This window comes from Nocardioides sp. WJ219 (genome assembly GCF_058559815.1).
In genome coordinates, this window is the sequence record NZ_JBZUJV010000009.1 from 1 (window position 1) to 23,532 (window position 23,532).

The window sequence follows — 23,532 nt, forward strand, 5'->3', positions numbered from 1 at the left end:
AGCTCCGCGACGAGTTGTCCACAACCCCTGTGGTTGAGCGGGAAACCCGCCGCAAACTGTCGGTGGTCGGTGCTGGAATAGTCTCATGGCCGAGCACACCGACACCCCCCGATCGGGACACCCGATCGAGGCGTTCCTGTGCTCGGTGCTCGACGACCTCCAGGCCCTGGCCGAGGTCCCGGCCTGGTCCATGGACCCGGTCACCACCACCCGCGTCGTCGGACTCGCCGCCCGGGTCGCCGCCGGCATCGCCGAGGTCGAGGCCCGCACCATCGGCCACGCCGAGGTCCTCGACCTCCCCGGCACAGCCCAGTGCCGCGACCTACGACGGTGGCTGCAGCAGACCACCGGCGTCACCCGCCGCACCGCTGCCGCGAAGACCAGGTTGGCGGGAGCGCTCGCCGGCCTGGAGCCGACCCGCGCCGCGACCGCCCGCGGTCAGATCCACGCCGAGCAGGCCCACGCCATCGCCGACCACCTCACCCGCCTCGACGACGACCACGTCCCCGCCGCCGACCGGGCCCGCGCCGAGGCGTTCCTCCTCGACCACGCCACCACCGGCGGCATCGACGCCGACGACCTCGCCCGCCTCGGCCACGCCATCGCCGAACGTCTCGACCCCGACGGCGCCGATCAACGCGAAGCCCGCGCCCTCGAGGCCCAGGAAGCCCGCGCCCGGAAGAAGACCCGCCTCACCATGGCCGACGCCGGCGACGGCCTGACCCACGGCCGGTTCGCGCTCCCCACCCACGTCGCGGAGATGTTCCGCAAGCAGCTCCACGCCCTCGCCGCCCCCAAGCACGTCCGCGCCCACCACGGCCCCGGCACCTACGACTGGCAGACACCCTCAGCCGACAGGCTCGGTCAGGCGTTCACCGAGTGGATCGAGACCTACCACCCAGACCAGCTCCCCCAGATCGGCGGACTCTCCGCGACCGTCATCGCCATCGGGGACTACGAGATCCTCACCGGCAAGGTGATGGCCGCCGCCCTCGACACCGGCACCAAGATCTCCCACACCGAGTACCTACGCCTGGCCTGCGGGGCCGGTGTCATCCCCGCCTGGATGAACGCCACCGGCGAAGTGTTGGCCCTGGGCCGCAAGCGCCGCTTCCACACCACCGCCCAACGCCTCGCCGCCATCGTCGAACAACGCCACTGCCAACACCCCGGCTGCGACACCCCCGGCTACCTCTGCCACACCCACCACCGGGTCCCGTGGCAGGACGGCGGCACCACCGACCTCCGCAACACCCAGCTCCTCTGCCCCTACCACCACACCCGCACCCACCAACCCGGCACGCACCCCATGCGAACGTGATGTGGGTCGATCGCCCCGGCCTCAGCTCGAGCCCCGCCCCGTCGATCGACCCCGTCCTGCTCGGGTGCCCTGTTCGGGCGGCGGCACTCGACGCGCCATTGCAACGCTGGGCGCGTGGATGCGCACGCTCACGCCGGGAGTCGGGCGCACCCGCGGACGTCAGTCGTTCCTCCAGTCGTCCCCTTCGGCAAGTTCTGCGTCGTTGGGGCCGAAGATGGTCCACGACTGCCGAGAACACACTTCTCCGTCCAGCGTGGCAAGGGTGGAGCCGTCCTCGGTGCGAGCGGTGTAGGTCCGGTCATGGCAGCCGCTCATGCCGATGGAGGTGCTGATTCCCCAGGGGTCGACGGGGGATAGGTGGATGCGGTTCTGGCCGGTCACCGGACGGGCTGAGCCGGGGCGAAGCGTGACGGACGATCCGGCCGGGCCTCACAGATCCAGATGGGCGGAAGGCAATCCGCCGGAGATCCTTCTGCCCGGGGCGCACCGCGCGCTAGGTTGCGCCGAACAGGTGAACCGCTCGAGAGGACACACCACATGACTCCCCGCACCCGTTCCCGCAGGCTCGGCGCCGCCGCCGTGGCCGCCGGGTCCCTCGTCGCCACGTCGATGGCGGCCATGGCCACCATGCCCGCCACGGCCGCCCCGGCCCAGACCGGCTGCGACAAGCGCGCCAACAACACCACCGTCAAGATCCTCGAGTGCGTCCGTGTCGAGGGCGTCGTCGACCACCTCGAGGCGCTGCAGGCCATCGCCGACGCGAACGGCGGCACCCGTGCGTCCGAGACGCCGGGCTACGACGCCAGCGTCGACTACGTCGTGGCCACGCTCGAGGCCGCCGGCTGGACCGCCGAGGTCCAGCCGTTCACCTACGCAGCATCCAACGTCACGCTCACGTCCCCGGTCGGCGACCTCGGCCAGGTGAACCCGGCCACCGGCACCGGCGAGGGCAGCGTCACCGGAACTGTCCAGGCGATCGACGTCAACCTCACTGCCCCCCGGGCCAACACCAGCGGCTGCGAGGCCACCGACTTCGCGGGCTTCACCGCGGGCAACATCGCCCTGCTGCAGCGCGGCACCTGCCCCTTCGGCACCAAGGCGGCGAACGCCGAGGCTGCCGGCGCCAGCGCGGTCATCCTGTTCAACCAGGGAGACACCGACGCTGTCGACCGCAACAACGCCGTCAACCCGACGCTCGGCACGTACGTCGCCGGCATCCCGGTGGTCGGCGTCTCCTACGCAGACGGTGCGGCCCTCGCGGTCCCCGGCAGCGCGGCGTCGGTCGTCGTCGACTTCTACGACGCGACGTCCTACAACGTCATCGGCGAGCTCGCGGGCAAGACCGACGGCAACGTCGTCATGGCGGGCTCCCACCTGGACTCCGTCCCCGAGGGCCCCGGCATCAACGACAACGGCAGCGGGTCCGCCGCGCTGCTCGAGCTCGCGCAGCAGATGGCCAAGTCCAAGCCCCACAACACGGTGCGGCTGGCCTGGTGGGGTGCCGAGGAGCTCGGGCTCATCGGCTCGACCGAGTACGTCGAGTCGCTGACCGAGGCCGAGAAGGCCGAGATCGCGCTGTACCTCAACTTCGACATGATCGGCTCGCCGAACTACTTCTTCGGCGTCTACGACGCGAACGAGTCGAGCTTCGCGGCGCCCGTGGTCGTGCCTGACGGCTCGGTGGACATCGAGACCACGTTCGAGGAGTTCTACACGCTCGTCGGCGAGCCCTACGACGACTCCGAGTTCTCCGGTCGCAGCGACTACCAGGCCTTCATCGAGGCCGGCATCCCCTCCGGTGGTCTCTTCACCGGGGCCGAGGTCGTCAAGACCGCTGAGCAGCAGGCCATCTGGGGCGGCATCGCGGGCGAGTCCTTCGACCAGTGCTACCACCAGGAGTGCGACGACATCGACAACGTCGACCTGCACGCGCTCGAGGTCAACAGCGACGCGGTGGCCTACGCGGTGTTCACGTACGCCGCCTCCACCCAGTCGGTCAACGGTGTCGCCGGCGCCAAGATCCCCGGCAACTTCTCGGTCCCGGCCCCGGCCGGCCCGGAGTACACCTTCGCCGGCCCGCTGGGCGGCGACGCGCACGACCACGGTCACGACACGGAGACCTCCTCGGAGTGACCTGACCTGCTGGGTCCACGATGCCCAGGCGGCCCGCGGTACCCCTCGGGGTGCCGCGGGCCTTCTGCGTCGTGCGTCTGTATCGAGAGCTGATGACTACTGACGCGTGGCGAGTGCGGTCCGGTCGTGCGGAGTCGGGTGAGTGGGGCTGCCCTTCGCCCGGACGAGCACCTGCGTTGGTTGGACCATGCGCAGGCTCGTGCCGAGAGTCGGGCTGTGCGACTCACGGCGCCTACGGCGAGTGCTTCATTCGAGAGAACATCCGCCAGAAGTCGAGGACGACCGCGACGACGATGAGAGCCACGAAGGCCCACCACAGCGCCGAGAGCACCGTCAGGTCACAGTCGACGGCGTCCTTCCGCACGCAGGCGGCGTCCGCCCGCGCACCGCCCACCCAGAAGGCAACGGACGGCACAGCCAGGAACAACGACAGCGTGAGGACGGTCGAGGGGCCGCCTCCACGCGCTTGCTGAGGCTCGGTCGGCGAATGGACCTGACCCGGCCCGCGGCGGCTGGCACGTCCTCCGGTGTTGCGCGCCATGCGTGACGCTCCTTCGTGCCGCGCGGACTGTCCGCGAGAGTGGCTCAACCGTCAGCGACGACGATAGAAGACTTTGGCCGCCCGTCGTCGAGTCGCCGCACTCAACTGCCGACCATGCCGCCCAGCGGGCGTCATGTGGTCAACCCGACGCGGCCTACTCGTACGGTCCCTCTACCGCCATTGGCGTCCAACGGGGCCGCAGGTTCACGGGCCAGCTCACGCAACCGCTGGCCGAACTCACGCCGAGTGACCATCGAAGGCGGCGTCGGATACACATTGTGGCCGCCCTCGATCACTTCGTGACTCAGAACGTGTAGCTGAGCTCGTCGATGGTTCGGGCGAACAGCTCGCCCACCAGGCGTTGGCCGGTGTCGTCGTACATGTCGCGATAGTGCGCCCGCGACGGTCGGATCCCGCTCTTCGCCCGGGGGAGGTCGGGGGTGCCTGGGAGGTCTAGGTTGGCCCAGACGTCGGCCATGTCGTCCGCGAGGTTCTCGTACCTCACTACTCGGTCGACGGCGAGCTTGCCGTGGATGTGCCAGGTGCCGTAGTTCTCGATCGCCATCTTGGCCACCTCGGGGCCGCGCAGGAACTCGTCGAACTCGCGAAGCTGACCCAGCCGGTTGACCCAGAAGAACAGCGAGACGACGGCGTCCCATGGGTTCCGCTCGATGGCGAACCGGTAGTAGGACCAGAAGACGTCCGGGCCCACCGCACGCAGGCACCGCCGGGCGCCGGAGTGCTGGCGCAGCGAGACCGCCAACGGCGGGCCCTCGTTGTTCTGACGCCCCAATCCGCCCAGCTCCAGCCGCGCACGCTCGTCAATCGGGCCCATGCCGGTGATGACGTCGTCCGGTCCGCAGCAGCGCGACAGGGCCATCTCCACGCTCGATCCCGCTGTCTTCTTGGTCTTGAGGAAGATGAAGCGGTGGCGGTGGCTCACGATCATGCGGCGAGGGCTCCTGGTTCCATCGGGCACTCGAACCCTAGGGGCAGGCCGCCCGGCTGACGAGTCGCGGCGCCAGTCCTACCCGGCTCGGGGTCGGAGAGAGGTCTGAGGAGGTCAGCGTTCAGCGGCACCGCCGTCCCAATGGGTCTGATCAGTGAGTCGGGCCCGCCAACGCGGCTCATCGCTGGCCCGGTCGATTCGCATGACGTCCGAGATGTATGGCGGAGTTGGCCAGACGTTCAACTCAACGGCCGCGCTCGATCCCGGGCGCACATACGGTCACGGGGTGCGTCCTTCTATCCGCCGCGTCGCGGCTGCTCTTGCCCTGGTCCTGGCCACCGGGCTGCTCGCTGCGCCGACCGCGCCGGCCTCGGCCGCGGCATACGACACGATCGAGGGCTCCGGTTCGACCTGGGCCGAGCTCATCGTCAAGCAGTGGATCGCCGACGTCGACGCCAACGGGATCAAGGTCGTCTACACCGGCGGCGGGGCCTCCAAGGGCCGCAAGGACTTCGCACAGAACACCACCGACTTCGCGATCTCCGAGATCCCCTACCAGGGCACGGACGAGACCGGTCAGACCGACACCAGCAACGGCCGGGAGTACGCCTACGTGCCGCTGGTCGCGGGCGGCCTTGCCTTCACCTACCAGCTCAAGGTCGGCAACACTCTCGTCAAGAACCTGCGGCTCTCGGGCCAGACCCTCGCCAAGATCTTCACCGGCAGGATCACCAACTGGAACGACCCGGCGATCACGGCCGACAACAACGGCCGCTCCTTCCCGGACAAGAAGGTCGTGCCGGTCGTCCGCTCCGACGGCTCGGGCACGACGGCACAGTTCACCACCTGGCTCGACAAGGTCTACCCGGCGATCTGGCGGCCCTACTTCGGCCGGTCGGGGCTGACGTCGTACTACCCCAAGAAGGGCGACGCGATGATCGCCCAATCGGGTTCGGACCAGGTGATGAACACGATCTCAGGCCCCGCCGGCGACGGCACCATCGGCTACGTCGACTACTCCTACCCCCTCGACAAGGGCTTTCCCGTCGTCAAGGTGCTCAACAAGGGCGGCTACTACGTCGAGCCGACGCAGTTCAACACCGCGGTCGCGCTGACCAAGGCCCGGATCAACAGCGACCAGGCCGACCCGGCCACCTATCAGACACAAGACCTGACCGGGGTGTACGTCAACCCCGACCCCCGGTCGTACCCGATCTCGTACTACTCGTACCTCATCATCCCCACTGGCTCCGACGATCGGCGGATGACGACCGCCAAGCGGCAGTCGCTGGCCGACTTCGTCTACTACTCGCTGTGCGCCGGGCAGACCAAGGCTGGCCCCTACGGCTACTCGCCGCTGCCACGCAACCTGGTGCAGGCGGGACTTGATCAAGTGGCACGGCTGAAGCAGGCCGATCCCCAGGTCGACCTCAGCGATCGCGACATCACGACGTGCAACAACCCGACGTTCGACGAGACCGACCCGGATCGCAACCTGCTTGCCGAGATCGCGCCGATGCCGGCGGCCTGTGATCGTCAGGGTGCCGGCCCGTGCGGCGTAGGGGGCCAGCCGACGCCACCGGCCGGCCCGGCCCCGCCGCGCACACGTGTCGCCTTCGGCGCTCCGCGACTGGCCTCCGGGGTGTACGTCGTCAATCCACACCGGCGCTACGCCCTCACGGTGCGCACCACGATGGACCAGCGGCCCCGTTATCTCCAAGAGGTACGTCGGGGCCTGCCGTTCCGCGAACCCGGGAGGCTCTTCCGGTCGGCCGGGCGAGTCGGCGCCAAGCGCGTCTGGACGCTGCCCGTGCGGGTCCGACCGGGCGTTGGTACCAAGAAGATCGGTGTCCGCGTGGGCCGCACCGTGCACGTGTTGCTGGTGCGTCGGGCATGAGGGCCCGCATCTTGGTCGCTCTGGTCACGCCGGGCGGGCCGGGGCCGATCGTGTCTGGAACCTGACCGTGCGGGTGCGGCCGGGCGTCGGCACCAAGAAGATGGGCGTTTGTCTCGGTCGTGCCCTGCACCTGCTACTAGTCCGTCGGTACTGATCGAACCCAGTGGTTGCCGGGCACAGGCCAGCCCAAGACCCGGAGTGCGAGCCCGGACCTGGGACGACTCAGTCGCCGACCGCCTCGATACCGCGGCGGACGATCAGGGGGTCGGGGGTGCCGACGATGTCGGGGTCCTTGCCGGCGTAGTCGAAACGCGAGAGGAAGTGCTGCATGGCGTTGACCCGGGCGCGCTTCTTGTCGTTGCTGCGGATCGTGGTCCACGGTGCCCACTCCGTGTCGGTGCGCCGGATCATCGCTTCCTTCGCCTCGGTGTAGTCGTCCCACTTGTCGAGCGACTCCAAGTCGATCGGCGAGAGCTTCCACTGCCGTACGGGGTCGACCTGGCGAATGATGAAACGTGTCCGCTGCTCGCTCCGGGTGACCGAGAACCAGTACTTGGTCAGGGAGATGCCGCTGTCAACGAGCATCCGTTCGAACAGCGGCGCTTGGTCGATGAACTGTTCGTAGTCCGGTGGTGAGGCGAACCCCATCACCCGCTCGACGCCGGCGCGGTTGTACCAAGACCGGTCGAACAGCACCATCTCACCGGAGGTCGGCAGGTGCTTGACGTAACGCTGGAAGTACCACTGGTTCTCCTCCCGGTCGTTGGGCTTGCTCAGGGCGACGGTGCGGGCGTAGCGGGGATTGAGGTGCTCCATGAAGCGCTTGATCGTGCCACCCTTGCCCGCGGCATCGCGACCCTCGAAGAGCAGGACGTGCTTGGTGCCCGTCTCCGCGGCCCACTTCTGGAACTTGAGCAGCTCGACCTGCAACAGGTACTTCGCGGTGTCGTAGTCCTCTCGCGGCATCCGCTCGTCGTACGGATAGTTCTCGCGCCACGTGTCGACCGCCCGCCCGTCGGCGTCGAGGAGGACCGGGTCGTCGTCGTAGTCCTCCCCGATGCGGTGGCCATCGATGTGGAGCCGGTCGATGTACTCGCGGACGTCTCTCAACATGTGGAGACCGTAGCGAGATGGCTCGAACCGGATCTGATGGGTCCGCTCGTGCGAGCTCAACCCCTGGACCGCATTGCCCCCGTGCGACGTCGTGCACTGTCGGAGTTGGCGACGACATGGCGGAAGCGGCTGAAGGCGACCCCGTCGAGTCGATCACCCTCGAACCCCACCTGTGCTCACACCGGTTGAACCACCACCACTCGGGCCGGTCCGGGACCTCCAACGACGGAACCGTCGCGAGTCGCCATCGCTCGTCGAGCGCCCGCACCTTCGCGGCGACCCGCCGTCCTCGTCTGTCGCCTCGGTCGATCGCGAGTTGGTCGGTCGCGAGCTGGAGACCGGCCCGCGCGGTCAGCCCCGAGTCGAGTACTGAGCCCGGCAGCTGGGGGATGGGCTCGAATCTCGCCGCGTTCGGCTCCGACGGTCAGTGCGGCCCATGTCTCCAGTCTTGATCGACGTGACTCGAGCGGGCCGCGGCCGGGCGGAGCCCGAGCACGTGCCACGCCGAGGATCCAGCACTCGCACCCACTGCCCTCCTACGCTCGACACATGACCGAAGAGCAGAACAACCCCGTTCGCATCGACGACGACATCAAGGCGGGCCTCGAGGCTGCCGGCACCGCGGAGGCCAGCCCCGTGGGCGGCGTCGAGATGGAGGAGGAGCAGCACGACGAGGCCGTCGAGCCGGACGACAAGGCGCTCGACCTCGACGGCCCCACGCCCGGCCACGCGTGACACCTCGCGGTCGATAGGCGTCTGAACGCAGCCGTTCGGCCAGGCAGCCCGTGACACCAGGGGTGTACGTGAGCTCGCCCGGGACGTTCCTTCCCGTCGGGACGCCGATCCGTCCGCTTCATGCCGCCCGTCGGGCCTCGTGGGAGAGCAGGTCCGGTCGGCTACCCGTACAGCCGGTCGAGCACGTCGGAGTACTTGGTGTTGACGACGCGGCGCTTGAGCTTCAGCGTCGGCGTCAGCTCCTCGGACTCCGCGGTCCACTCGGTCGGTAGCAGCTCGAACGCCTTGACCTGCTCGGGGCGTGAGAGCCGCTCGTTGGCGGCGTCGACGCAGGCCTGGGCCATGGCGAGGATCTCGGGCTTCTGGGCCAGGTCGGCGAGGTCGGTGAACTCGATGCCCTGGGCCTGGGCGATCACCGGGGCGACCTCGCCGTCGAGGGTGAGGATCGCGACGACGTACGGGCGCCCGTCGCCGACGGCCATCGCGTGGCCGATGATCGGCGACTCCTTGAGGTAGTTCTCGATGTTGGACGGCGCGACGTTCTTGCCGGCGGAGGTGATGATCAGCTCCTTCTTGCGGTCGACGATCGAGAAGAAGCCGTCGTCGTCGAGGGTGCCGATGTCGCCGGTGTGCACCCAGCCGTCGTCGTCGACGAGGGCCCGGGTGGCCTCCTCCTGGCGGTGGTAGCCGGGGGTCACCACCGGCCCCCGCACGAGGACCTCGTTGTCGTCGCCGAGCCTGACCTCGATGCCGGGGGTGGCGCGGCCCACGGTGCCGAGCCGGAACCCGTCCGGGCCGTTGGCGGTGATCGCGCCGCAGGTCTCGGTCATCCCGTAGACGTCGAAGACCTTGAGCCCGAGACCGGCCATGAACCGGGCGACCTCGATCGGCATCGGCGCGGCGGCCGAGCCGGCCCAGGTGACCTGGTCGAGCCCGAGGAGCAGCTTGAGGAAACCGAGGATCTTGGCGTCGGCGTCGGCGTAGGCCTGCTCGATCTCAGGCGTCATCGTGCCGCCCACCTCCTGCGCCGAGACCCACGCCAGCCCGGCGGCCATGCACTCCTCGACCATCGCGCGGTTGGCGGGATCGGGGTCGGCGGCCAGCTTGGCGGAGATGCCGGTCTTGATCTTCTCCCACACCCGCGGGACCCCGAAGAACGCCGTGGGGTGCACCTCGCCGAGCGCGGCCAGCAGCCCGGCGGGGTCGCCGATCGCGTGCATGTGGCTGCCCTGGATCTGCGGGCCGTACAGGCCGAGCACCCGCTCGGCGATGTGGGCGAGCGGCAGGTAGCTGACGCCGACCTGCGGGTCGTGCAGGCCGGCCGCCTCGAGGGTGGACAGCGCCTCGTAGAGCACGTTGTGGTGGGTGAGCACGACGCCCTTGGGCGGCCCGGTCGTGCCGGAGGTGTAGAGGATCGTCGCCGCGGCGTCGGGGGTGAGCTCGGCGGCGCGGGCCGTGACCTCGTCACCGTGCTCGGCGCGGTAGGCCGCACCGGCCGCCACGAAGTCGGCCCAGGTCACGAACCGCTCGTCGCCGGCGGGTGCCTCGGCGTCGAGGAGCACCACCGTCGTCACGCTCTGCTGCTCCGACAGCGCGCGCTCCCACCGGGCCAGGTGGTCGGCGGTCTCCAGGACGGCGACGCGCGGCTGCGCCTCGCCGGCGACGTAGGCCACCTGCTCGGGGGACAGCGTGTTGTAGATCGACATCGGCGTCGCGGCGGCGTGCACGGCTCCGATGTCGGCGACGAAGTGCTCGACCCGGTTGCTCGCCATGATGGCGACCGTGTCGCCGACGGCGACGCCGCGCTCGACCAGGGCCGCGGCGACGTCGAGGGCCAGGTCGCGCGTCTGCGTCCAGGTCAGCGTGCGCCACGCCTCGCCGTCCGGCACGTCGTGCTTGTCGGAGTACGCCGGGTGGTCGCCCGAGCCCGCGACCGTGTCGGCCAGGGCGTCGACGAGGGTCCGGCCCTCGACCTGCTCGGTGATGCGGGCTCGTTCGGTCAGGACGTCGGGGGTCTCGGGCATGTCTCTCCTGGGTCGTGGCGGTCCGGCAGGACGTGGCGCGGGTCACACGTGGGCCACAGTGTGGCGAACGTGCGGGCAGCGCGGAAGGGTTCCCGGAACCCGGGAGCGGGTCAGAGACCGAGCATCCGGCCGATGATCTCCTTCTGGATCTCGGTCGTGCCGCCGTAGATCGTCTGGATCCGGGAGTCGGTGTAGGCCTTGGAGATGGGGTACTCGCTCATGTAGCCGTAGCCGCCGTGCAGCTGCACGCCCTGGTCGGCGAACTTCTTCTGCAGCTCGGTGGTCCACCACTTCGCCATCGACGCCAGCGCCGTGTCGACCTCGCCCGCGTTGAGCTTGAGGATGCAGTCGTTGACGAACAGCCGCGCGATGTAGAGCTCGGTGGCCATCTCGGCGAGCATGAAGCGGTTGTGCTGGAACTTGCCGATCGGCTTGCCGAACGCCTCGCGCTGCTTGGCGTAGTCGAGGCAGAGCGCCATGATGTGCTCCATCGCGGCCACCGCGATGGCGGCGATCGAGATGCGCTCCTGGGGCAGGTTGACCATCAGGTTGATGAAGCCGGAGCCCTCCTCGCCGAGGAGGTTGGCCTTGGGCACCTCGACGTTGTCGAAGAACAGCTCGGAGGTGTCCTGGGCCTTGAGGCCCATCTTGTCCAGGTTGCGGCCGCGCTCGAAGCCGGGCATCCCGCGCTCGACGACGAGCAGGCTGATGCCCTGGTGGCCGGCGTCGGGGTCGGTACGGCACACCACGATCACCAGGTCGCTCATGATGCCGTTGGAGATGAAGGTCTTGGACCCGTTGAGGACGTAGTGGTCGCCCTTGTCGACGGCGCTGGTGCGCACGCCCTGCAGGTCCGAGCCCGCGCCCGGCTCGGTCATCGCGATCGCCGAGATCAGCTCGCCGCTGACCAGACCGGGCAGCCAGCGCTGCTTCTGCTCCTCGGTGCCGAGCTCGCTGATGTAGGGGACGATGATGTCGGTGTGCACGGGGAACCCGAGCCCGCTCGCGCCGACCTTGCTGATCTCCTCGGCCACGATCGCGTTGTAGCGGAAGTCCTTGATGCCGGCGCCGCCGTACTGCTCCTCGACGTCGAAGCAGAGCAGGCCGGTCTGACCGGCCTTGAGCCAGACCTCGCGGCTGACCTGCCCGTCCTTCTCCCACTGGTCGTGGTGGGGGACGACCTCCTTGTCCATGAACGCGCGCACCATGGACCGGAAGTCCTCGTGCTCCTGCTCGTAGATCGACGGGCTCTCGGGCATGCTGTCCTCCATGGATGATCTCGCCAGGTCTGATGTGACAGTACTACTGTCAACGTCATGAGCGCAGCCCCTCCCGACCAGGGAGCCGACCTCCTGACCATCGACGAGCTCGCCGCGGCCGTCGGTACGACGGTGCGCACGACGCGCTACTACGCCAGCCTCGGCCTGGTGCCGGCGCCGGTGCGCGTGGGCCGCGTCGCCTACTACGGCCCCGTCCACCGCGCGCGGCTCGAGCTGGTCCGCGCGCTGCAGGACCACGGGTTCACGCTGCAGGCCGCCGAGCGGGTGCTCGGCTCGATCCCCGCCGACGCCGGCGTCGAGGACCTGGCGCTGCAACGGGCGATGCTGACGTCGTGGAGCTCGGAGGCCCCCGCGGTGCTCCGCCGGCCCGAGCTCGAGGAGCGCGCCGGACGGCACCTGTCCGACGACGACCTCGGGCTGTTGACGGCCCTCGGCGCCGTCGAGCCCGTGGCCGACCCGGCGGGCAGCTGGCGGGTGATGCCCTCCCTCCCCGTCGGGCTCGGGCTGCTCGACGTCGACGTACCCCGCGAGAGCCTCGGGCTCGCCGAGGCGGCGATCCGCCGGCACATGGAGGCGCTCGCCGACGAGCTCACCGTGATCCTGCACGAGCAGGTGCTCGAGCCCTACCGGCGCCAGAGCACCTCACCCGACGACGCGCGGCGACTCGAGCAGACCGTCTCGACCCTGCGCCGGCTGACCCTGGAGGCGGTCGTGCACGGCTTCCAGCGCGCGGCCAACGCGGTGATCACCCGGTCGCTGGCGGAACGGGACTAGGAGACCCACTCCTTGACCTGCGCGACCGTCGCCGCGGGGTCCTCGGAGGCCGGGATGACCTGCAGGTGCGTGATGCCGGCCTCGCGGAAGGCCTCGATCCGCTCCTTGACGTAGGACTCGGGCCCGACGAGGTTGCCGGCCTCGAGCCACTCGTCGGGGATGAGCGCGGCGGCCCGGTCCTTCTTGCCGTCGAGGTAGAGGTCCTGGATCTCCTGGGCCTCCTTCTCGTAGCCGTACTGGCAGGCGAGGTCGTTGTAGAAGTTCTTGCCGCGGGCGCCCATGCCGCCGACGTACAGCGCGTACATCGGGCGGGCCAGGTCGAGCATGCCCTTGACGTCGTCGCCGATGGCGACGAGGCCGCCGGCCGTCATCTGCAGCGGGCCGAGGTCGGCCGAGCGCTTGGCGGCGCCGGCCGCGAGGGGCGCGCCCCAGACCTCCTGGACCTTCTCGGGGTAGACCAGGTGCGGCATCCAGCCGTCGGCAAGCTCGGCGGTCATCTCGACGTTCTTGTCGCCGAGGGAGGCCACCCAGATCGGGACGTCGGCGCGCTCGGGCCTGGTGAGGAGCTTCAGCGGCTTGCCGAGCCCGAGGCCCTGGTCGGCCGGCAGCGGGAGGGTGATGTCGCGGCCCTGGTGCTCCAGCGGCTCGCGGCGCAGGCCCTGGCGCAGCACCGAGATCACCTCGCGGGTGCGGCCCAGCGGACGCGTGTAGGGCATGCCGTGGAAGCCCTCGATCACCTGGGGACCCGAGGCCCCGAGCCCGACGACGGCGCGGCCGGCGGAGACGTTGTCGAGGCCGGCAGCGGTCTGCAGCAGCGCACCGGGGGTGCGCGAGAAGACGTTGAGGATGCCGGCGCCGATCTCGATCTTCTCGGTCTTGGCGGCGAGGTAGCCCATCAGCGTGGGGGAGTCGAAGCCGTAGGCCTCGGCGACCCAGACCAGGTCGAGGCCGGCCTTCTCGAGGTCGACGACCTGGTCGGCGGCGGCGCGCGGGTTGCCGTCGTACATCAGCATCGTGGACAGCTTCATCGAGGTCGCTCCTGCGGGGTCGGCGGTGACGGTGACAGCGATGTTGTCACAATGCGGTCACCGCTGCCCAGGCACTGTGGCGCACCTGGCAGGATCGCCGCCATGACCAGCTTGCGCATCGCCGTCATCGGCGGGACCGGCCCGCAGGGCAAGGGCCTCGGCTACCGCTTCGCGCGCCACGGCCACACCGTCGTCCTCGGCTCCCGGGCGGCGGAGAAGGCCGAGCCGGTCGCCGCCGAGGTGACCGAGCGGCTCGCCGGCGTCGACGGCGCCGGCCAGGTGAGCGGCGCGAGCAACACCGACGCGCTGACCGACGCCGACGTCGTCCTGCTGGCCGTCCCGTACGACGGCCACGACGAGCTGGTCGCCTCCCTCGCCGAGGGCGGTGCCCTCGACGGCAAGATCGTCGTCTCCTGCGTCAACCCGCTCGCCTTCGACAAGCAGGGCCCCAGCGGCCGCGTCGTCGACGCCGGCGAGGGCTCGGCCGCCGAGTCGGCGCAGCGCCTCGCCCCCGGCGCCACCGTGGTCGGCGCCTTCCACCACGTCTCGGCCGTGACCCTGTGGCGCACCGCCGAGGACCTCGGCGACGAGGACGTCCTGGTCTGCGGCGACGACCGCGACGCCAAGGAGGTCGTGATGGGCCTCGCCGCCTCGGTCACCGGCCGCGCCGGCATCGACGCCGGCCGGCTGCGCCTGGCGCGCCAGCTCGAGCCGCTCACCGCGGTGCTCATCTCGATCAACAAGCGCTACAAGGTGCACTCGGGCGTGCGGATCTCCGGGCTCGACGGGCACTGACCCGACGGGCCGGGGCACTCAGGACCCCGCGGCCCCGGCACCGGAGTCGGCATCGGAGTCGGCATCGGAGTCGGCATCGGAGTCGGGGTTGCCGTCCCGGTTCCGCTTCCGGGTGCCCCGGTCACCGTCACCACCGCCGTCCGGTTCCTCGAGCAGCCCCAGCTGGACGCCGAGCGGCCACCACAGCTCGGAGGCGCGGGTGGCGCTGATGTGGGAGCGGTCGCGGTAGGCGATCGTCGAGCCGATCACGACCGGGCACAGGTCGTCGGCGCACAGCCACGACGTGGGGTCGACGTGGTCGACGCCGGCGCGGTCGGCGGCCTCGACCGAGACCTGGCGCATCTCCTCGTTGTAGTCGGTCGGGCCGAACATGCACTCGTCCATGCTGTCGTGGGCGGCCAGGCAGGCGCCGGGCTCCTCGGGCAGCCGCGGCACGTCCTCGAGGAGCATCAGGTCGCCGACGAGCGGGTCGTAGGCGGCGAACATGTCGTCGAAGCCGACGGCGAGCTCGTCGTGGACGCCGTCGCGGCTGGTGACCAGCTCGCCCCGGTCGTCGTAGACCCCGGCGGGCGGGGGCGAGGTGGCCACCACCATCAGGTCCGGCTCGAGCCCGGTGACCTGGTCGACCACCCACTCGTGGAAGTCCTCGCACTCGGGCCACGGGTCGCCGGTGCCGAGCCGGCCGGGGTCGACGAACGACGCCGTGCACTGCTGCTTGACCAGGTAGTACGTCGCGTAGCCGGTCTCGGTGGCGATCTTCTCGAACGCCGGGATCCAGGCGCGGGCGTGGGAGTCGCCGGTGACCACCATGACCTTGTCGGCGTCGACGTCGCCGCGGCGGCACAGCGGCCGCTCGGAGCGCTGGTAGTCGCACTCGCCGACGTCGGCGATGTCGTCGCCCAGGTCGAGCAGGTCGGGGGTGAGGTCGCTCGGGATCGGCGCGCCCACGTGCCCGGCCTGGACGGAGGCCTCGACCAGGCTCACCACCTCGTCGCTGTCGTCGATGCCGAAGGCGTCGGCGGTCACGGCGGGGTCGTTGCCGCGCTCGCCACCGAGGTACTCGGCGACCTGGTGGCCGATCAGCACCGTCGGCAGCACCAGGGCCAGGGACGCCGGGTAGAGCGCCAGGCCGCGCCGGACGCGGGCCCGCCAGAACCCACCCGTGCGGAACGGCCTCTCCACGAAGCGGTGGGTGAGGTAGGCGAGCTGGAAGATCAGCGCCACCGCGATGACCGTCTCGGTCACGGACAGCGTGCGGCCCAGGTGCACCTGCGGGATGACGATGACCGGCCAGTGCCACAGGTAGAGCGAGTAGGACCAGTCGCCGATCACGCGGAAGGGCTTCAGCGCCAGCACCCGGGCGACGTACGGCGGCCGCTCGGCGTGGGCGCCGGCCACGATCAATGCGGCCGTCGACAGCACCGGGAGCAGGGCCTCGTAGCCGGGGAACGCCATCGTGGTGTCGTAGGCGACCACGGCGACGACGACGCCGCCGAGACCGGCCAGCGCGAGCGGCTCGGTCACCCGCCGGTGGCGGATGCCGGCCCGGTGGTGCAGCGCCAGCGCCACCAGGACGCCTGCGGCGAGCTCCCAGGCCCGGGTGAAGGTCGAGAAGTAGGCCGAGGTGGGTTCCTCGACCGTGCGGTGCACCGACCAGGTCAGGCTGGCGGCGCCGCCGACCAGGGCGAGGGCGGCCATCGTGCGCACCGGAGCGGACCGCTTGACGCGCTGGCCCTCCTCCTCGCTCCCACGCCGCCGGCCCCGCGTGAGCAGGACCGCGAGCGCGACCAGGACCGGCCACACGACGTAGAACTGCTCCTCGACCGCCAGCGACCAGTAGTGCTGGACGGGGGAGGGCGACTGCTCGAGCGCGAAGTAGTCGACGCCCTCGGTCGCGAACCGGACGTTGGCCAGGAAGAACGCCGCCCACGTCGCGTCGCGGGCGGCGTCGATGACGTCGAGGAAGTTCAGGTAGGCCACCGACGCGGCCACCGTGACCGCGAGCACCACGGTGGCGGCCGGCACGATGCGGCGCGCGCGGCGGGCGTAGAAGGCCCCGACGCGGAACCGGCCGTCGGTCTCGATGCTGGTGAGGATCAGCCGGGTGATCAGGTAGCCGGAGAGCACGAAGAAGACGTCGACGCCGACGAACCCGCCCCCGAAGCCGGGGACCGACGCGTGCGCGGCGATGACCGCGAGCACGGCGACAGCCCGCATCCCCTGGACATCGCCGCGGAACGCGGGAGCGGCGTCAGTCGTCCCCATGGTCATCCTCCGGGGAAATTATCAAGAACGGCCGGGGTTCGAGGCATTACCGGCGCCGACGACGGCCTGGCGCCGGCGCCGCCCTACCCGCCGTTCCACGACCTCCACAGCGCGGCGTAGGACCCGTCGGCGGCGACGAGCTCGTCGTGCGAGCCGAGCTCGGCGATGACGCCGTCCTCGACGACCGCGACGCGGTCGGCGTCGTGGGCGGAGAAGAGCCGGTGGGCGATCGCGATCACGGTGCGGCCCTCGAGGACGCCGGCCAGGGACCGCTCGAGGTGGCGCGCGGCGCGCGGGTCGATGAGCGAGGTGGCCTCGTCGAGCACCAGCGTGTGCGGGTCGGCCAGCACCAGCCGGGCGAGCGCGACCTGCTGGGCCTCGGCCGCGGTGAGCGCGCGGCCGCCGGAGCCGACCACGGTCTCGAGCCCGTCGGGCAGCGCGTCGACCCACTCGAGCGCGTCGACGGCGTCGAGGGCGCTGCGGACGTCGTCGTCGGTGGCGCCGGGCGGTGCGGCGAGCGCGAGGTTCTCGCGCAGGGTGCCCACGAACACGTGGTGCTCCTGGGTCACCAGGGCGACGTGCCCGCGCAGGTCGCCGAGCGGCAGCTCGACCAGACCGACCCCGCCGACGGTCACGGCGCCGGTCCGCGGCGGGTGGATGCCGGCGAGCAGCCGGCCGAGCGTGGACTTGCCGGCGCCCGACGGACCGACCATGGCGATCCGCTCGCCGACGCCCACGTCGAGGTCGACGCCGTGCAGCACGTCGCGCCCCTCGACGTAGGAGAAGCGGACGTCGTCGGCGGCGATCTGCTCGCCGTCGGGGGTGCGGCCGCTCACCTCGCGGTCGTCGGGCACCTGCGCGACGCCGAGCAGCCGCGCCAGCGACGCCGCGCCCATCTGCAGCTCGTCGAGGATGGCGACGATGCGGTTGACCGGGTCGATGAGCATCTGCACGTAGAGCGTCGCCGCGGTCACGTCGCCGAGCGAGACCGAGCCCCGGGTGTAGAGGTAACCGCCGAACAGCAGCGTCAGCACGGTCGGCAGCAGGTAGCTGATCTCCATGACCGGGAAGAACACGGTGCGCAGGTGCAGCGTGTAGCGCTCGGCGTCGTAGGACTCGCGGATGTCGTCGTCGATCGCGTCGACCCGCTCGCCGCCGAGACCGAGGGCCTCCACGGTGCGGGCGCCCTCGACGGTCTCGGTGAGCGTCGCGTTGATCTGCGCGTACGACGCCGACTCCCGCAGGTAGCCGGCCTTGGCGCGCGCGAGGTACCACCGCAGCCCGACGACCAGCGGCGGGAACCCGCACAGGCACGGCAGCGCCACCCACCAGCCGACGCTCACCGCGGCGGCCAGGGTGAGCACGGCCGTCACCACGGCGATCGTCCACTCGGGCAGCGCCCAGCGGACCGACCAGCCGAGCTGGTCGACGTCGCGCCCGGTGCGGGTGAGCAGGTCGCCCGAGCCGGCGGACTCCACGACCCCGACCGGCAGGGCGAGGGTGTTCTCGACGAAGTCCTCGCGCAGCTCGGCCAGCACCTGCTCGCCCAGCACCTGGCTCTTGAGGCGGGCGTAGCGGGTGAGCACGGTCTGGACGACCAGGAAGCCGGCCAGCAGCGCGACGGTCCGGTCGACCTCGCCGACGGTGGTGCCCACCTCGACCGCCTCGACGAGCCCGCCGAGCAGCCGCGGGGCGGCGAGCCCGGCGAGCGCGGCCAGCACGTGCAGGGCGAGGGCGCCCCACAGCAGCCGGGGGTGCCGGCGGGCCAGGTCGACGGCGTAGCGGCGCAGCGAGGGTCCGTCGGCCACCGGGAGCAAGGTGCCGGTGGCGCTCACGCCGGCACCTCCGCGGACTCGCGGGTGACGACGGCGCGGTAGGCCGGGACCTCGCGGAGCAGGTCGGCGTGGGTGCCGGTGGCGACGACCACGCCGTCGCGCAGGAACGCGACCACGTCGACCGCGTCGAGCATCAACGGGCTGCTGGTGACCACCACGGTGGTGCGTCCGGCGCGGTGGTCGCGCAGCCGTGCCGCGATGCGCGCCTCGGTGTGGGCGTCGACGGCCGAGGTCGGCTCGACCAGCACCAGCACCTCGGGGTCGCCGGTCAGCACGCGGGCCAGCACGAGGCGCTGGCGCTGGCCGCCGGAGAAGCTCCGCCCCCGCTCGGTGACGTGGGTGTCGAGCCGCGCGGGCAGGGCGTCGAGGACGTCGGCCGCGCTCGCGGTGGCCAGGGCCCGCTCGAGCCGGTCGCCGCCGGCGCCCGTGACGTCGAGCCGGTCGGCGAGGCGGCCCGAGAACAGGGTCGCGCCGGTGTCGGAGACGACGACGCGGCGGCGTACCTCCGGGCGCGGCAGCGCGGTGAGCGGTACGCCGCCGAGCGTGACCTCGGCGGTGGGCTCGGGGTCGCACATGCCGAGCCGGTCGGCGAGCGCCGCGGCCTCGTCGCTGGCCTCGCTGACCAGCGCCGTGAGGGTGCCCGGCGCCACCCGCAGGCCCGAGCGGGCGTCGGCCAGCACCGAGCCCGTCGGCGGCGGGGCGGCGGGCTCGGCCGGGTCGTGGACGTCGGGCTCGAGCGCCAGCAGGCGGCACACGCGCTCGGCGGAGACCCGGGCCCGGATCACCTTGTTGGCGTACTCGGTGGCGGTGCGCAGCGGGATCATCAGGAACGCCGAGTAGCCGTAGAACGCGACGAGCTCGCCGGGCGTGATCGTGCCGGTCACGGCGTACCTCGCGCCCAGCCAGACGACCACCACGACGAACACGCCGGGCAGGAAGACCTGCAGGGCGTCGAGCACCGACTGCAGCCGGGCGACCGCGACGCCGGCCGTGCGGGTGGCCTGCGACTCGCGGCGGTAGCGGGCCAGGAAGACCTGCTCGCCGCCGATCCCGCGCAGCACGCGCAGGCCGCCGACGATGTCGGTGGCGGTGTTGGAGAGCTCGCTGGTCAGCTGGCGCTGGGCTGCGCTGCGCCGCTGGAGCGGGGAGAGCAGCGGACCGATGAGGAGCATCAGGCCGGGGACGCCGAGGAGCACGACGAGCCCGAGGGTCGTGGAGGTCTGCAGCAGGATCACCGCGACCAGCACGAACGACGCGACCGCCCCGGCGAAGCGGGCGCTCACGTCCATCACCTGCCCGAGGTGGGAGATGTCGCTGTTGCCGATCGCGACGACCTCGCCGGTCGAGACCTTGCGCGGCAGCGTGCCGCCGAGGTGGACGGCGTGCCGCCCGGTCAGCTGCACCGTCCGGTAGGCCGCGATCAGCCAGTTGGTCACCGCGAACCGGTGCCGCATGATGCCGGTGACCGCCTGCAGCACCCCGATGCCGAACATCAGCCCGGCGAGCGCCAGCAGCGCGGAGCCGTCGCGATCGGAGACCCCGCGGTCGATGGCCAGGCCGATGACGGCCGGCATCACCGCCTGGCAGCTCATCCAGACGATCCCGAACCCCATGCCCCCGAGCAGCGTCAGCCACTGGTGGCGCGCCAGCCACCAGAGGTACCGCATCGCCGACCGGTGGTCCGCCGTCCCGGGATGGTCGAGGGGGAGGCGGCGCACTGTCCCGAGCCTACGAACCCGGGGGCCGGTTGATCCAACCGTTATCGAACGGGGGCGAAGAGCTCGACCGGGTTGCCCGCCGGGTCCTCGACCACCGACTGGGTGCCGCCACGGCCGACGACCGCCGAGGTGCGCACGCGTGCGCCGGCCTGCTCGAGCCGGGTCGTCTCGGCCTCGACGTCGTCGACGACCACCTGCAGCCGGTTCCAGCCGCCGGGCGACGGCACGCTGCCGTCGTCCCCTGGCCGACCGGCGCCACCGGCGGCCGGCGCGTTGAGCATCAGGCGGACGCCGTGCCCCCTCAGCAGCGCGAAGCCGTCGGCGGCCGGTCCGACGTCCTCGAACCCGAGCGAGACGTAGAACGCGACCGCCCGCGCCACGTCGTCGACGATGTAGCGGATCCCGGGGTCCATGACCCTCTCCCTTCTCTGCAACAGTGGTGTTGCATAGTAGGCTCCGGTCGTGCCCGAGCGTCAAGACCCCCGCGTCCTCCGGAGTCGCGAACGGGTCCTGCGGGCCACGCTCGACGAGCTGGCCGAACGCGGGTACGGCGGCCTCACCATCGAGGGGGTCGCTGCCCGGGCGGGCGTCGCGCGCAGCACCATCTACCGGCTCGGGCACGACCGGGTGAGCCTGGTGGCGGCGGCGATGGAGGCACTGAACGAGCAACCGGGGCCGCCGCCCGCCGGAGACCCGGACCCGCGCGCCCGGGTCGGCGACCTCGTGCGGCACCTCGCCGAGGCGATGCGCGAGTCCCCGATGTCGGCCTGCCTGCCGGCGCTGCTCGACGGCGCCGACCGCGACCCGACGCTGCGCCGGGCCCACCACGACTACGCCACGCGCCGTCGTACGGCGCTCGTCGCGGCCGTGTCGCAGGTCCGGGACGCGGGCCGATCGCACCCGGGCCTCGACCCGGAGCAGGCGGCGGCGGCCCTGGCCGGCGCGGTGTTCTACCGCCGGTTGATGACGTCCGAGCCCCTCGGCGACGGCGAGGTCGACGCCCTGCTGGACACGGTGCTCGGCGTCGCGCTCCGCGACGCCTGACCCGGGGTCAGCGCGCCAGGCCCTCGACCACCTCGGCGCGGGGGAGCGCGGCGAGGACGTGGCCGGGTGCGAGCAGCTTGGAGCGGCGGAGACCGGAGCCGATCACGGCCACGTCCATGTCGGCGACCCGGGCGTCGACCAGCAGCCGCCACGCGGCGGGCAGGCCGACGGGGGTGATGCCACCGTGCTCCATGCCGGACTCCGCCACGGCCCGGTCCATCGGCAGGAACGAGCACTTGCGGACGTCGAGGAGCCGCTTGACCAGGCTGTTGACGTCGGCGCGGGTGTCGGCCCGCACCAGGCAGGCGGCGGTGCGCTCCTGGCCGTCGCGCCGTCCGGAGACGACGACGCAGTTGGCCCCGGTGTCCATGCCGATCTCGTACGCCGCCGCCATCGCGGCCGTGTCGGCCACCGCCGGGTCGATCTCCACGACGCCCACCGCCGCCGCGTGCGCGAAGGAGCCGAGCGCGGCGGCAACGGGGGCGGCGAGCAGGTCGGGTCGGTCGAGGGCCGGCACGGTGGTGATCCGGCCGAGCGTCGGCGTGGCGCGCATGCGCCAGAACCTACTCGCCGTCGACGGGCCCGGCTCCGAGCCAGCCCTGCTGGCGGGCACCGGCCCGGCGGCGGTCGGCGGTGATCAGCCCGACCAGGCCCGCGAGCCCGGCCAGCACCCACGGCACCGGGAGCAGCCAGCGGACGTCGTCGTCCTCGACGACGTCGGAGACGACGAGCGCCCAGACGACCGTCAGCCCGGCGAGCGCGACGCCCATCACCAGGTGGCCGATGTTGACCGGGTGGCGACCGGACCGCAGGAAGGCCTGCCGGTCGTCGTGCTTCTCGTCGTGCTTCTCGTCGTGCTGGTCGTCGTGGACGGGTGCCTCGGTGCTCATCGGGGGGTGTCCTCTCGGGTGATGACGATCTCGCCGAAGGAGAGCTCGACGTCGAGGGTGAGCTCGGGGGCGCCGGTGCCGCCGTCGATGACGGTGACGCTGTCGTCGCCGTCGCCCAGCCGCTCCCCGAGGATCCGGCGCTCGCCGGCGTCGACGCTGGAGTGGACGACGACGTCGAGACCGTCGGGCACGACGATCTCGATCCGGCCCGCGACGTCGATCTCGACCTCCACGGTGCGTCCGTCGAGCTCCTCGAGGTCGGTGACCGCGGTCAGGTCGAGGTCGATCTCGCCGAAGGTCAGGTCGTAGCGCTCCTGGACCGAGGCGGCGTTGGTCGGGTCGGCCACGACGTTGCCGGCGTCGACCTCGTCGGCCACCGTCGCGATGGCGGTCACGACCGCTGCGACGAGCCCGAGCAGGATCAGCCCGCCGGGGCGGCCCCAGAAGGCGCCGAGCAGGAGGAGGGCGGCGCTGGTGCCCAGCGCGACGGCCGGGTAGGCCGAGTCGGCCACGTCGGCGCCGGCCAGGTCGGCGATGCCGAGGGCACCGACCCCGACGGCGATCAGCGCGAGGGCGTACCAGAACAGCACCGGCCCCCGGCGTCGGTCGGGCCGCGGGGGCGCGAGCCGGAACTGCTGGACCGGGTGGGTCGGGTCGTACGCCGGCACGACGCCGGCGTAGCCGTCGCGCAGCGCCGGGTGGACCCGCCGCGGCTCCGAGCCGCGGGCGACCATCACGACGAGCACCACCACCGCGGCCAGGGCGACCGGCCACGGGAAGCCCCAGCCGCCCAGGCTGTCGCCGAGCAGGGCGAGGACCGCGAGCACCCCCACCACGAGCAGCGCGACCGTGCGGCTGCGGTCGTCGAGCCGGACCGTCGCGGTGTCGCTGCCCTCGACCGGGACGACCAGCCAGACGGCGGCGTACACCAGGAGGCCGGCGCCGCCGAAGAAGACGAGCACCACCAGCAGCACGCGGGGGATGATCGGGTCGATGTCGAGGTGGCGGGCGATCCCACCGGCGACACCTGCGATCTTGCGGTCACCGGCGGAGCGGCGCAGCCGGGCGAGGTCGCGGATCTCGTCGCGGGTCACGCGGGGACCGTCGGACGGCTGGTCGGGCGAGGCCTCGGGAGGCGCCTCGGGTGGGTTCGTGGTCATGGGTCGATCGTGGTCCTCCTCGGTCCCGCA

The 23,532-nt window shown here is 71.6% G+C and carries 21 protein-coding genes; 7 read left to right on the forward strand and 14 right to left on the reverse strand.

The features are described from left to right. Positions 1-85: 85 nt before the first annotated feature. Positions 86-1,321: an HNH endonuclease signature motif containing protein gene (locus tag AC4MBH_RS18245; protein WP_491796688.1), complete on the forward strand. Its 1,236-nt coding sequence runs from the start codon at positions 86-88 to the stop codon at positions 1,319-1,321. Positions 1,322-1,480: 159 nt separating this feature from the next. Here the strand turns inward: AC4MBH_RS18245 and AC4MBH_RS18250 are convergent, their stop codons facing one another. Then, positions 1,481-1,702, reverse strand: coding sequence for a hypothetical protein (locus AC4MBH_RS18250; RefSeq protein ID WP_491796690.1), 222 nt, complete (start codon positions 1,700-1,702; stop codon positions 1,481-1,483). A 156-nt stretch (positions 1,703-1,858) separates the two neighbouring features. On the opposite strand from AC4MBH_RS18250, the gene AC4MBH_RS18255 reads away from it, so the two are divergent. Further along, entirely contained in the window at positions 1,859-3,454 is a 1,596-nt protein-coding gene (locus AC4MBH_RS18255; RefSeq protein WP_491796692.1) for a M20/M25/M40 family metallo-hydrolase, read from the forward strand. 232 nt (positions 3,455-3,686) lie between these two features. Here AC4MBH_RS18255 and AC4MBH_RS18260 read toward each other — a convergent pair whose 3' ends face one another. Together AC4MBH_RS18260 and AC4MBH_RS18265 are read right to left on the reverse strand one after the other, a co-directional pair. Then, positions 3,687-3,995, reverse strand: coding sequence for a hypothetical protein (locus AC4MBH_RS18260; protein WP_491796694.1), 309 nt, complete (start codon positions 3,993-3,995; stop codon positions 3,687-3,689). A 304-nt stretch (positions 3,996-4,299) separates the two neighbouring features. Further along, positions 4,300-4,944, reverse strand: coding sequence for a sulfotransferase family protein (locus AC4MBH_RS18265; RefSeq protein WP_491796696.1), 645 nt, complete (start codon positions 4,942-4,944; stop codon positions 4,300-4,302). A 154-nt stretch (positions 4,945-5,098) separates the two neighbouring features. Between AC4MBH_RS18265 and AC4MBH_RS18270 the strand changes: the two genes are divergently transcribed. Beyond that, the gene (locus AC4MBH_RS18270; protein ID WP_491796698.1) at positions 5,099-6,841 is read left to right on the forward strand and encodes a substrate-binding domain-containing protein; all 1,743 of its coding nucleotides are present in this window, start codon (positions 5,099-5,101) and stop codon (positions 6,839-6,841) included. A 222-nt stretch (positions 6,842-7,063) separates the two neighbouring features. Here AC4MBH_RS18270 and ppk2 read toward each other — a convergent pair whose 3' ends face one another. After that, complete coding sequence (ppk2, locus tag AC4MBH_RS18275; protein WP_491796699.1) at positions 7,064-7,954, reverse strand: polyphosphate kinase 2; 891 nt, start codon at positions 7,952-7,954, stop codon at positions 7,064-7,066. A gap of 549 nt (positions 7,955-8,503) precedes the next feature. On the opposite strand from ppk2, the gene AC4MBH_RS18280 reads away from it, so the two are divergent. After that, entirely contained in the window at positions 8,504-8,689 is a 186-nt protein-coding gene (locus AC4MBH_RS18280; RefSeq protein ID WP_491796701.1) for a hypothetical protein, read from the forward strand. Positions 8,690-8,850: 161 nt separating this feature from the next. Here the strand turns inward: AC4MBH_RS18280 and AC4MBH_RS18285 are convergent, their stop codons facing one another. Next, entirely contained in the window at positions 8,851-10,713 is a 1,863-nt protein-coding gene (locus tag AC4MBH_RS18285; protein WP_491796703.1) for an AMP-dependent synthetase/ligase, read from the reverse strand. A gap of 110 nt (positions 10,714-10,823) precedes the next feature. Further along, positions 10,824-11,972: an acyl-CoA dehydrogenase family protein gene (locus AC4MBH_RS18290; protein WP_491796705.1), complete on the reverse strand. Its 1,149-nt coding sequence runs from the start codon at positions 11,970-11,972 to the stop codon at positions 10,824-10,826. A 57-nt stretch (positions 11,973-12,029) separates the two neighbouring features. On the opposite strand from AC4MBH_RS18290, the gene AC4MBH_RS18295 reads away from it, so the two are divergent. Beyond that, complete coding sequence (locus AC4MBH_RS18295; protein WP_491796707.1) at positions 12,030-12,767, forward strand: MerR family transcriptional regulator; 738 nt, start codon at positions 12,030-12,032, stop codon at positions 12,765-12,767. Here AC4MBH_RS18295 and AC4MBH_RS18300 read toward each other — a convergent pair. Beyond that, positions 12,764-13,795: an LLM class F420-dependent oxidoreductase gene (locus AC4MBH_RS18300; RefSeq protein ID WP_491796709.1), complete on the reverse strand. Its 1,032-nt coding sequence runs from the start codon at positions 13,793-13,795 to the stop codon at positions 12,764-12,766. The genes AC4MBH_RS18295 and AC4MBH_RS18300 overlap by 4 nt on opposite strands. Before the next feature lie 102 nt (positions 13,796-13,897). Here AC4MBH_RS18300 and npdG point away from each other — a divergent pair, with 102 nt between their 5' ends. Beyond that, entirely contained in the window at positions 13,898-14,590 is a 693-nt protein-coding gene (gene npdG, locus AC4MBH_RS18305; protein WP_491796711.1) for an NADPH-dependent F420 reductase, read from the forward strand. Between the two features lie 18 nt (positions 14,591-14,608). On the opposite strand, the gene AC4MBH_RS18310 is transcribed toward npdG, so the two are convergent. From AC4MBH_RS18310 to AC4MBH_RS18325, 4 genes are all read right to left on the reverse strand, one after another. Then, the gene (locus AC4MBH_RS18310; RefSeq protein ID WP_491796713.1) at positions 14,609-16,855 is read right to left on the reverse strand and encodes an acyltransferase family protein; all 2,247 of its coding nucleotides are present in this window, start codon (positions 16,853-16,855) and stop codon (positions 14,609-14,611) included. Positions 16,856-16,938: 83 nt separating this feature from the next. Continuing rightward, on the reverse strand, positions 16,939-18,690 hold the full coding sequence (locus AC4MBH_RS18315) for an ABC transporter ATP-binding protein (RefSeq protein ID WP_491796715.1): 1,752 nt from the start codon (positions 18,688-18,690) through the stop codon (positions 16,939-16,941). Further along, positions 18,687-20,408: an ABC transporter ATP-binding protein gene (locus tag AC4MBH_RS18320; RefSeq protein ID WP_491796716.1), complete on the reverse strand. Its 1,722-nt coding sequence runs from the start codon at positions 20,406-20,408 to the stop codon at positions 18,687-18,689. The genes AC4MBH_RS18315 and AC4MBH_RS18320 overlap by 4 nt, the downstream gene beginning before the upstream one ends. A 41-nt stretch (positions 20,409-20,449) precedes the next feature. Further along, the gene (locus AC4MBH_RS18325) at positions 20,450-20,821 is read right to left on the reverse strand and encodes a VOC family protein (RefSeq protein ID WP_491796718.1); all 372 of its coding nucleotides are present in this window, start codon (positions 20,819-20,821) and stop codon (positions 20,450-20,452) included. 49 nt (positions 20,822-20,870) lie between these two features. On the opposite strand from AC4MBH_RS18325, the gene AC4MBH_RS18330 reads away from it, so the two are divergent. Next, on the forward strand, positions 20,871-21,452 hold the full coding sequence (locus tag AC4MBH_RS18330; protein ID WP_491796720.1) for a TetR/AcrR family transcriptional regulator: 582 nt from the start codon (positions 20,871-20,873) through the stop codon (positions 21,450-21,452). Between the two features lie 7 nt (positions 21,453-21,459). Here AC4MBH_RS18330 and AC4MBH_RS18335 read toward each other — a convergent pair whose 3' ends face one another. Genes AC4MBH_RS18335 through AC4MBH_RS18345 form a run of 3 tightly spaced genes read right to left on the reverse strand, consistent with a single transcriptional unit; the run spans position 21,460 to position 23,502 of the window. After that, on the reverse strand, positions 21,460-22,005 hold the full coding sequence (locus AC4MBH_RS18335; protein WP_491796722.1) for a YbaK/EbsC family protein: 546 nt from the start codon (positions 22,003-22,005) through the stop codon (positions 21,460-21,462). Positions 22,006-22,015: 10 nt separating this feature from the next. Next, on the reverse strand, positions 22,016-22,342 hold the full coding sequence (locus AC4MBH_RS18340) for a hypothetical protein (protein WP_491796724.1): 327 nt from the start codon (positions 22,340-22,342) through the stop codon (positions 22,016-22,018). Next, the gene (locus tag AC4MBH_RS18345) at positions 22,339-23,502 is read right to left on the reverse strand and encodes a PspC domain-containing protein (RefSeq protein ID WP_491796726.1); all 1,164 of its coding nucleotides are present in this window, start codon (positions 23,500-23,502) and stop codon (positions 22,339-22,341) included. The genes AC4MBH_RS18340 and AC4MBH_RS18345 overlap by 4 nt, the downstream gene beginning before the upstream one ends. Positions 23,503-23,532: the final 30 nt, after the last annotated feature.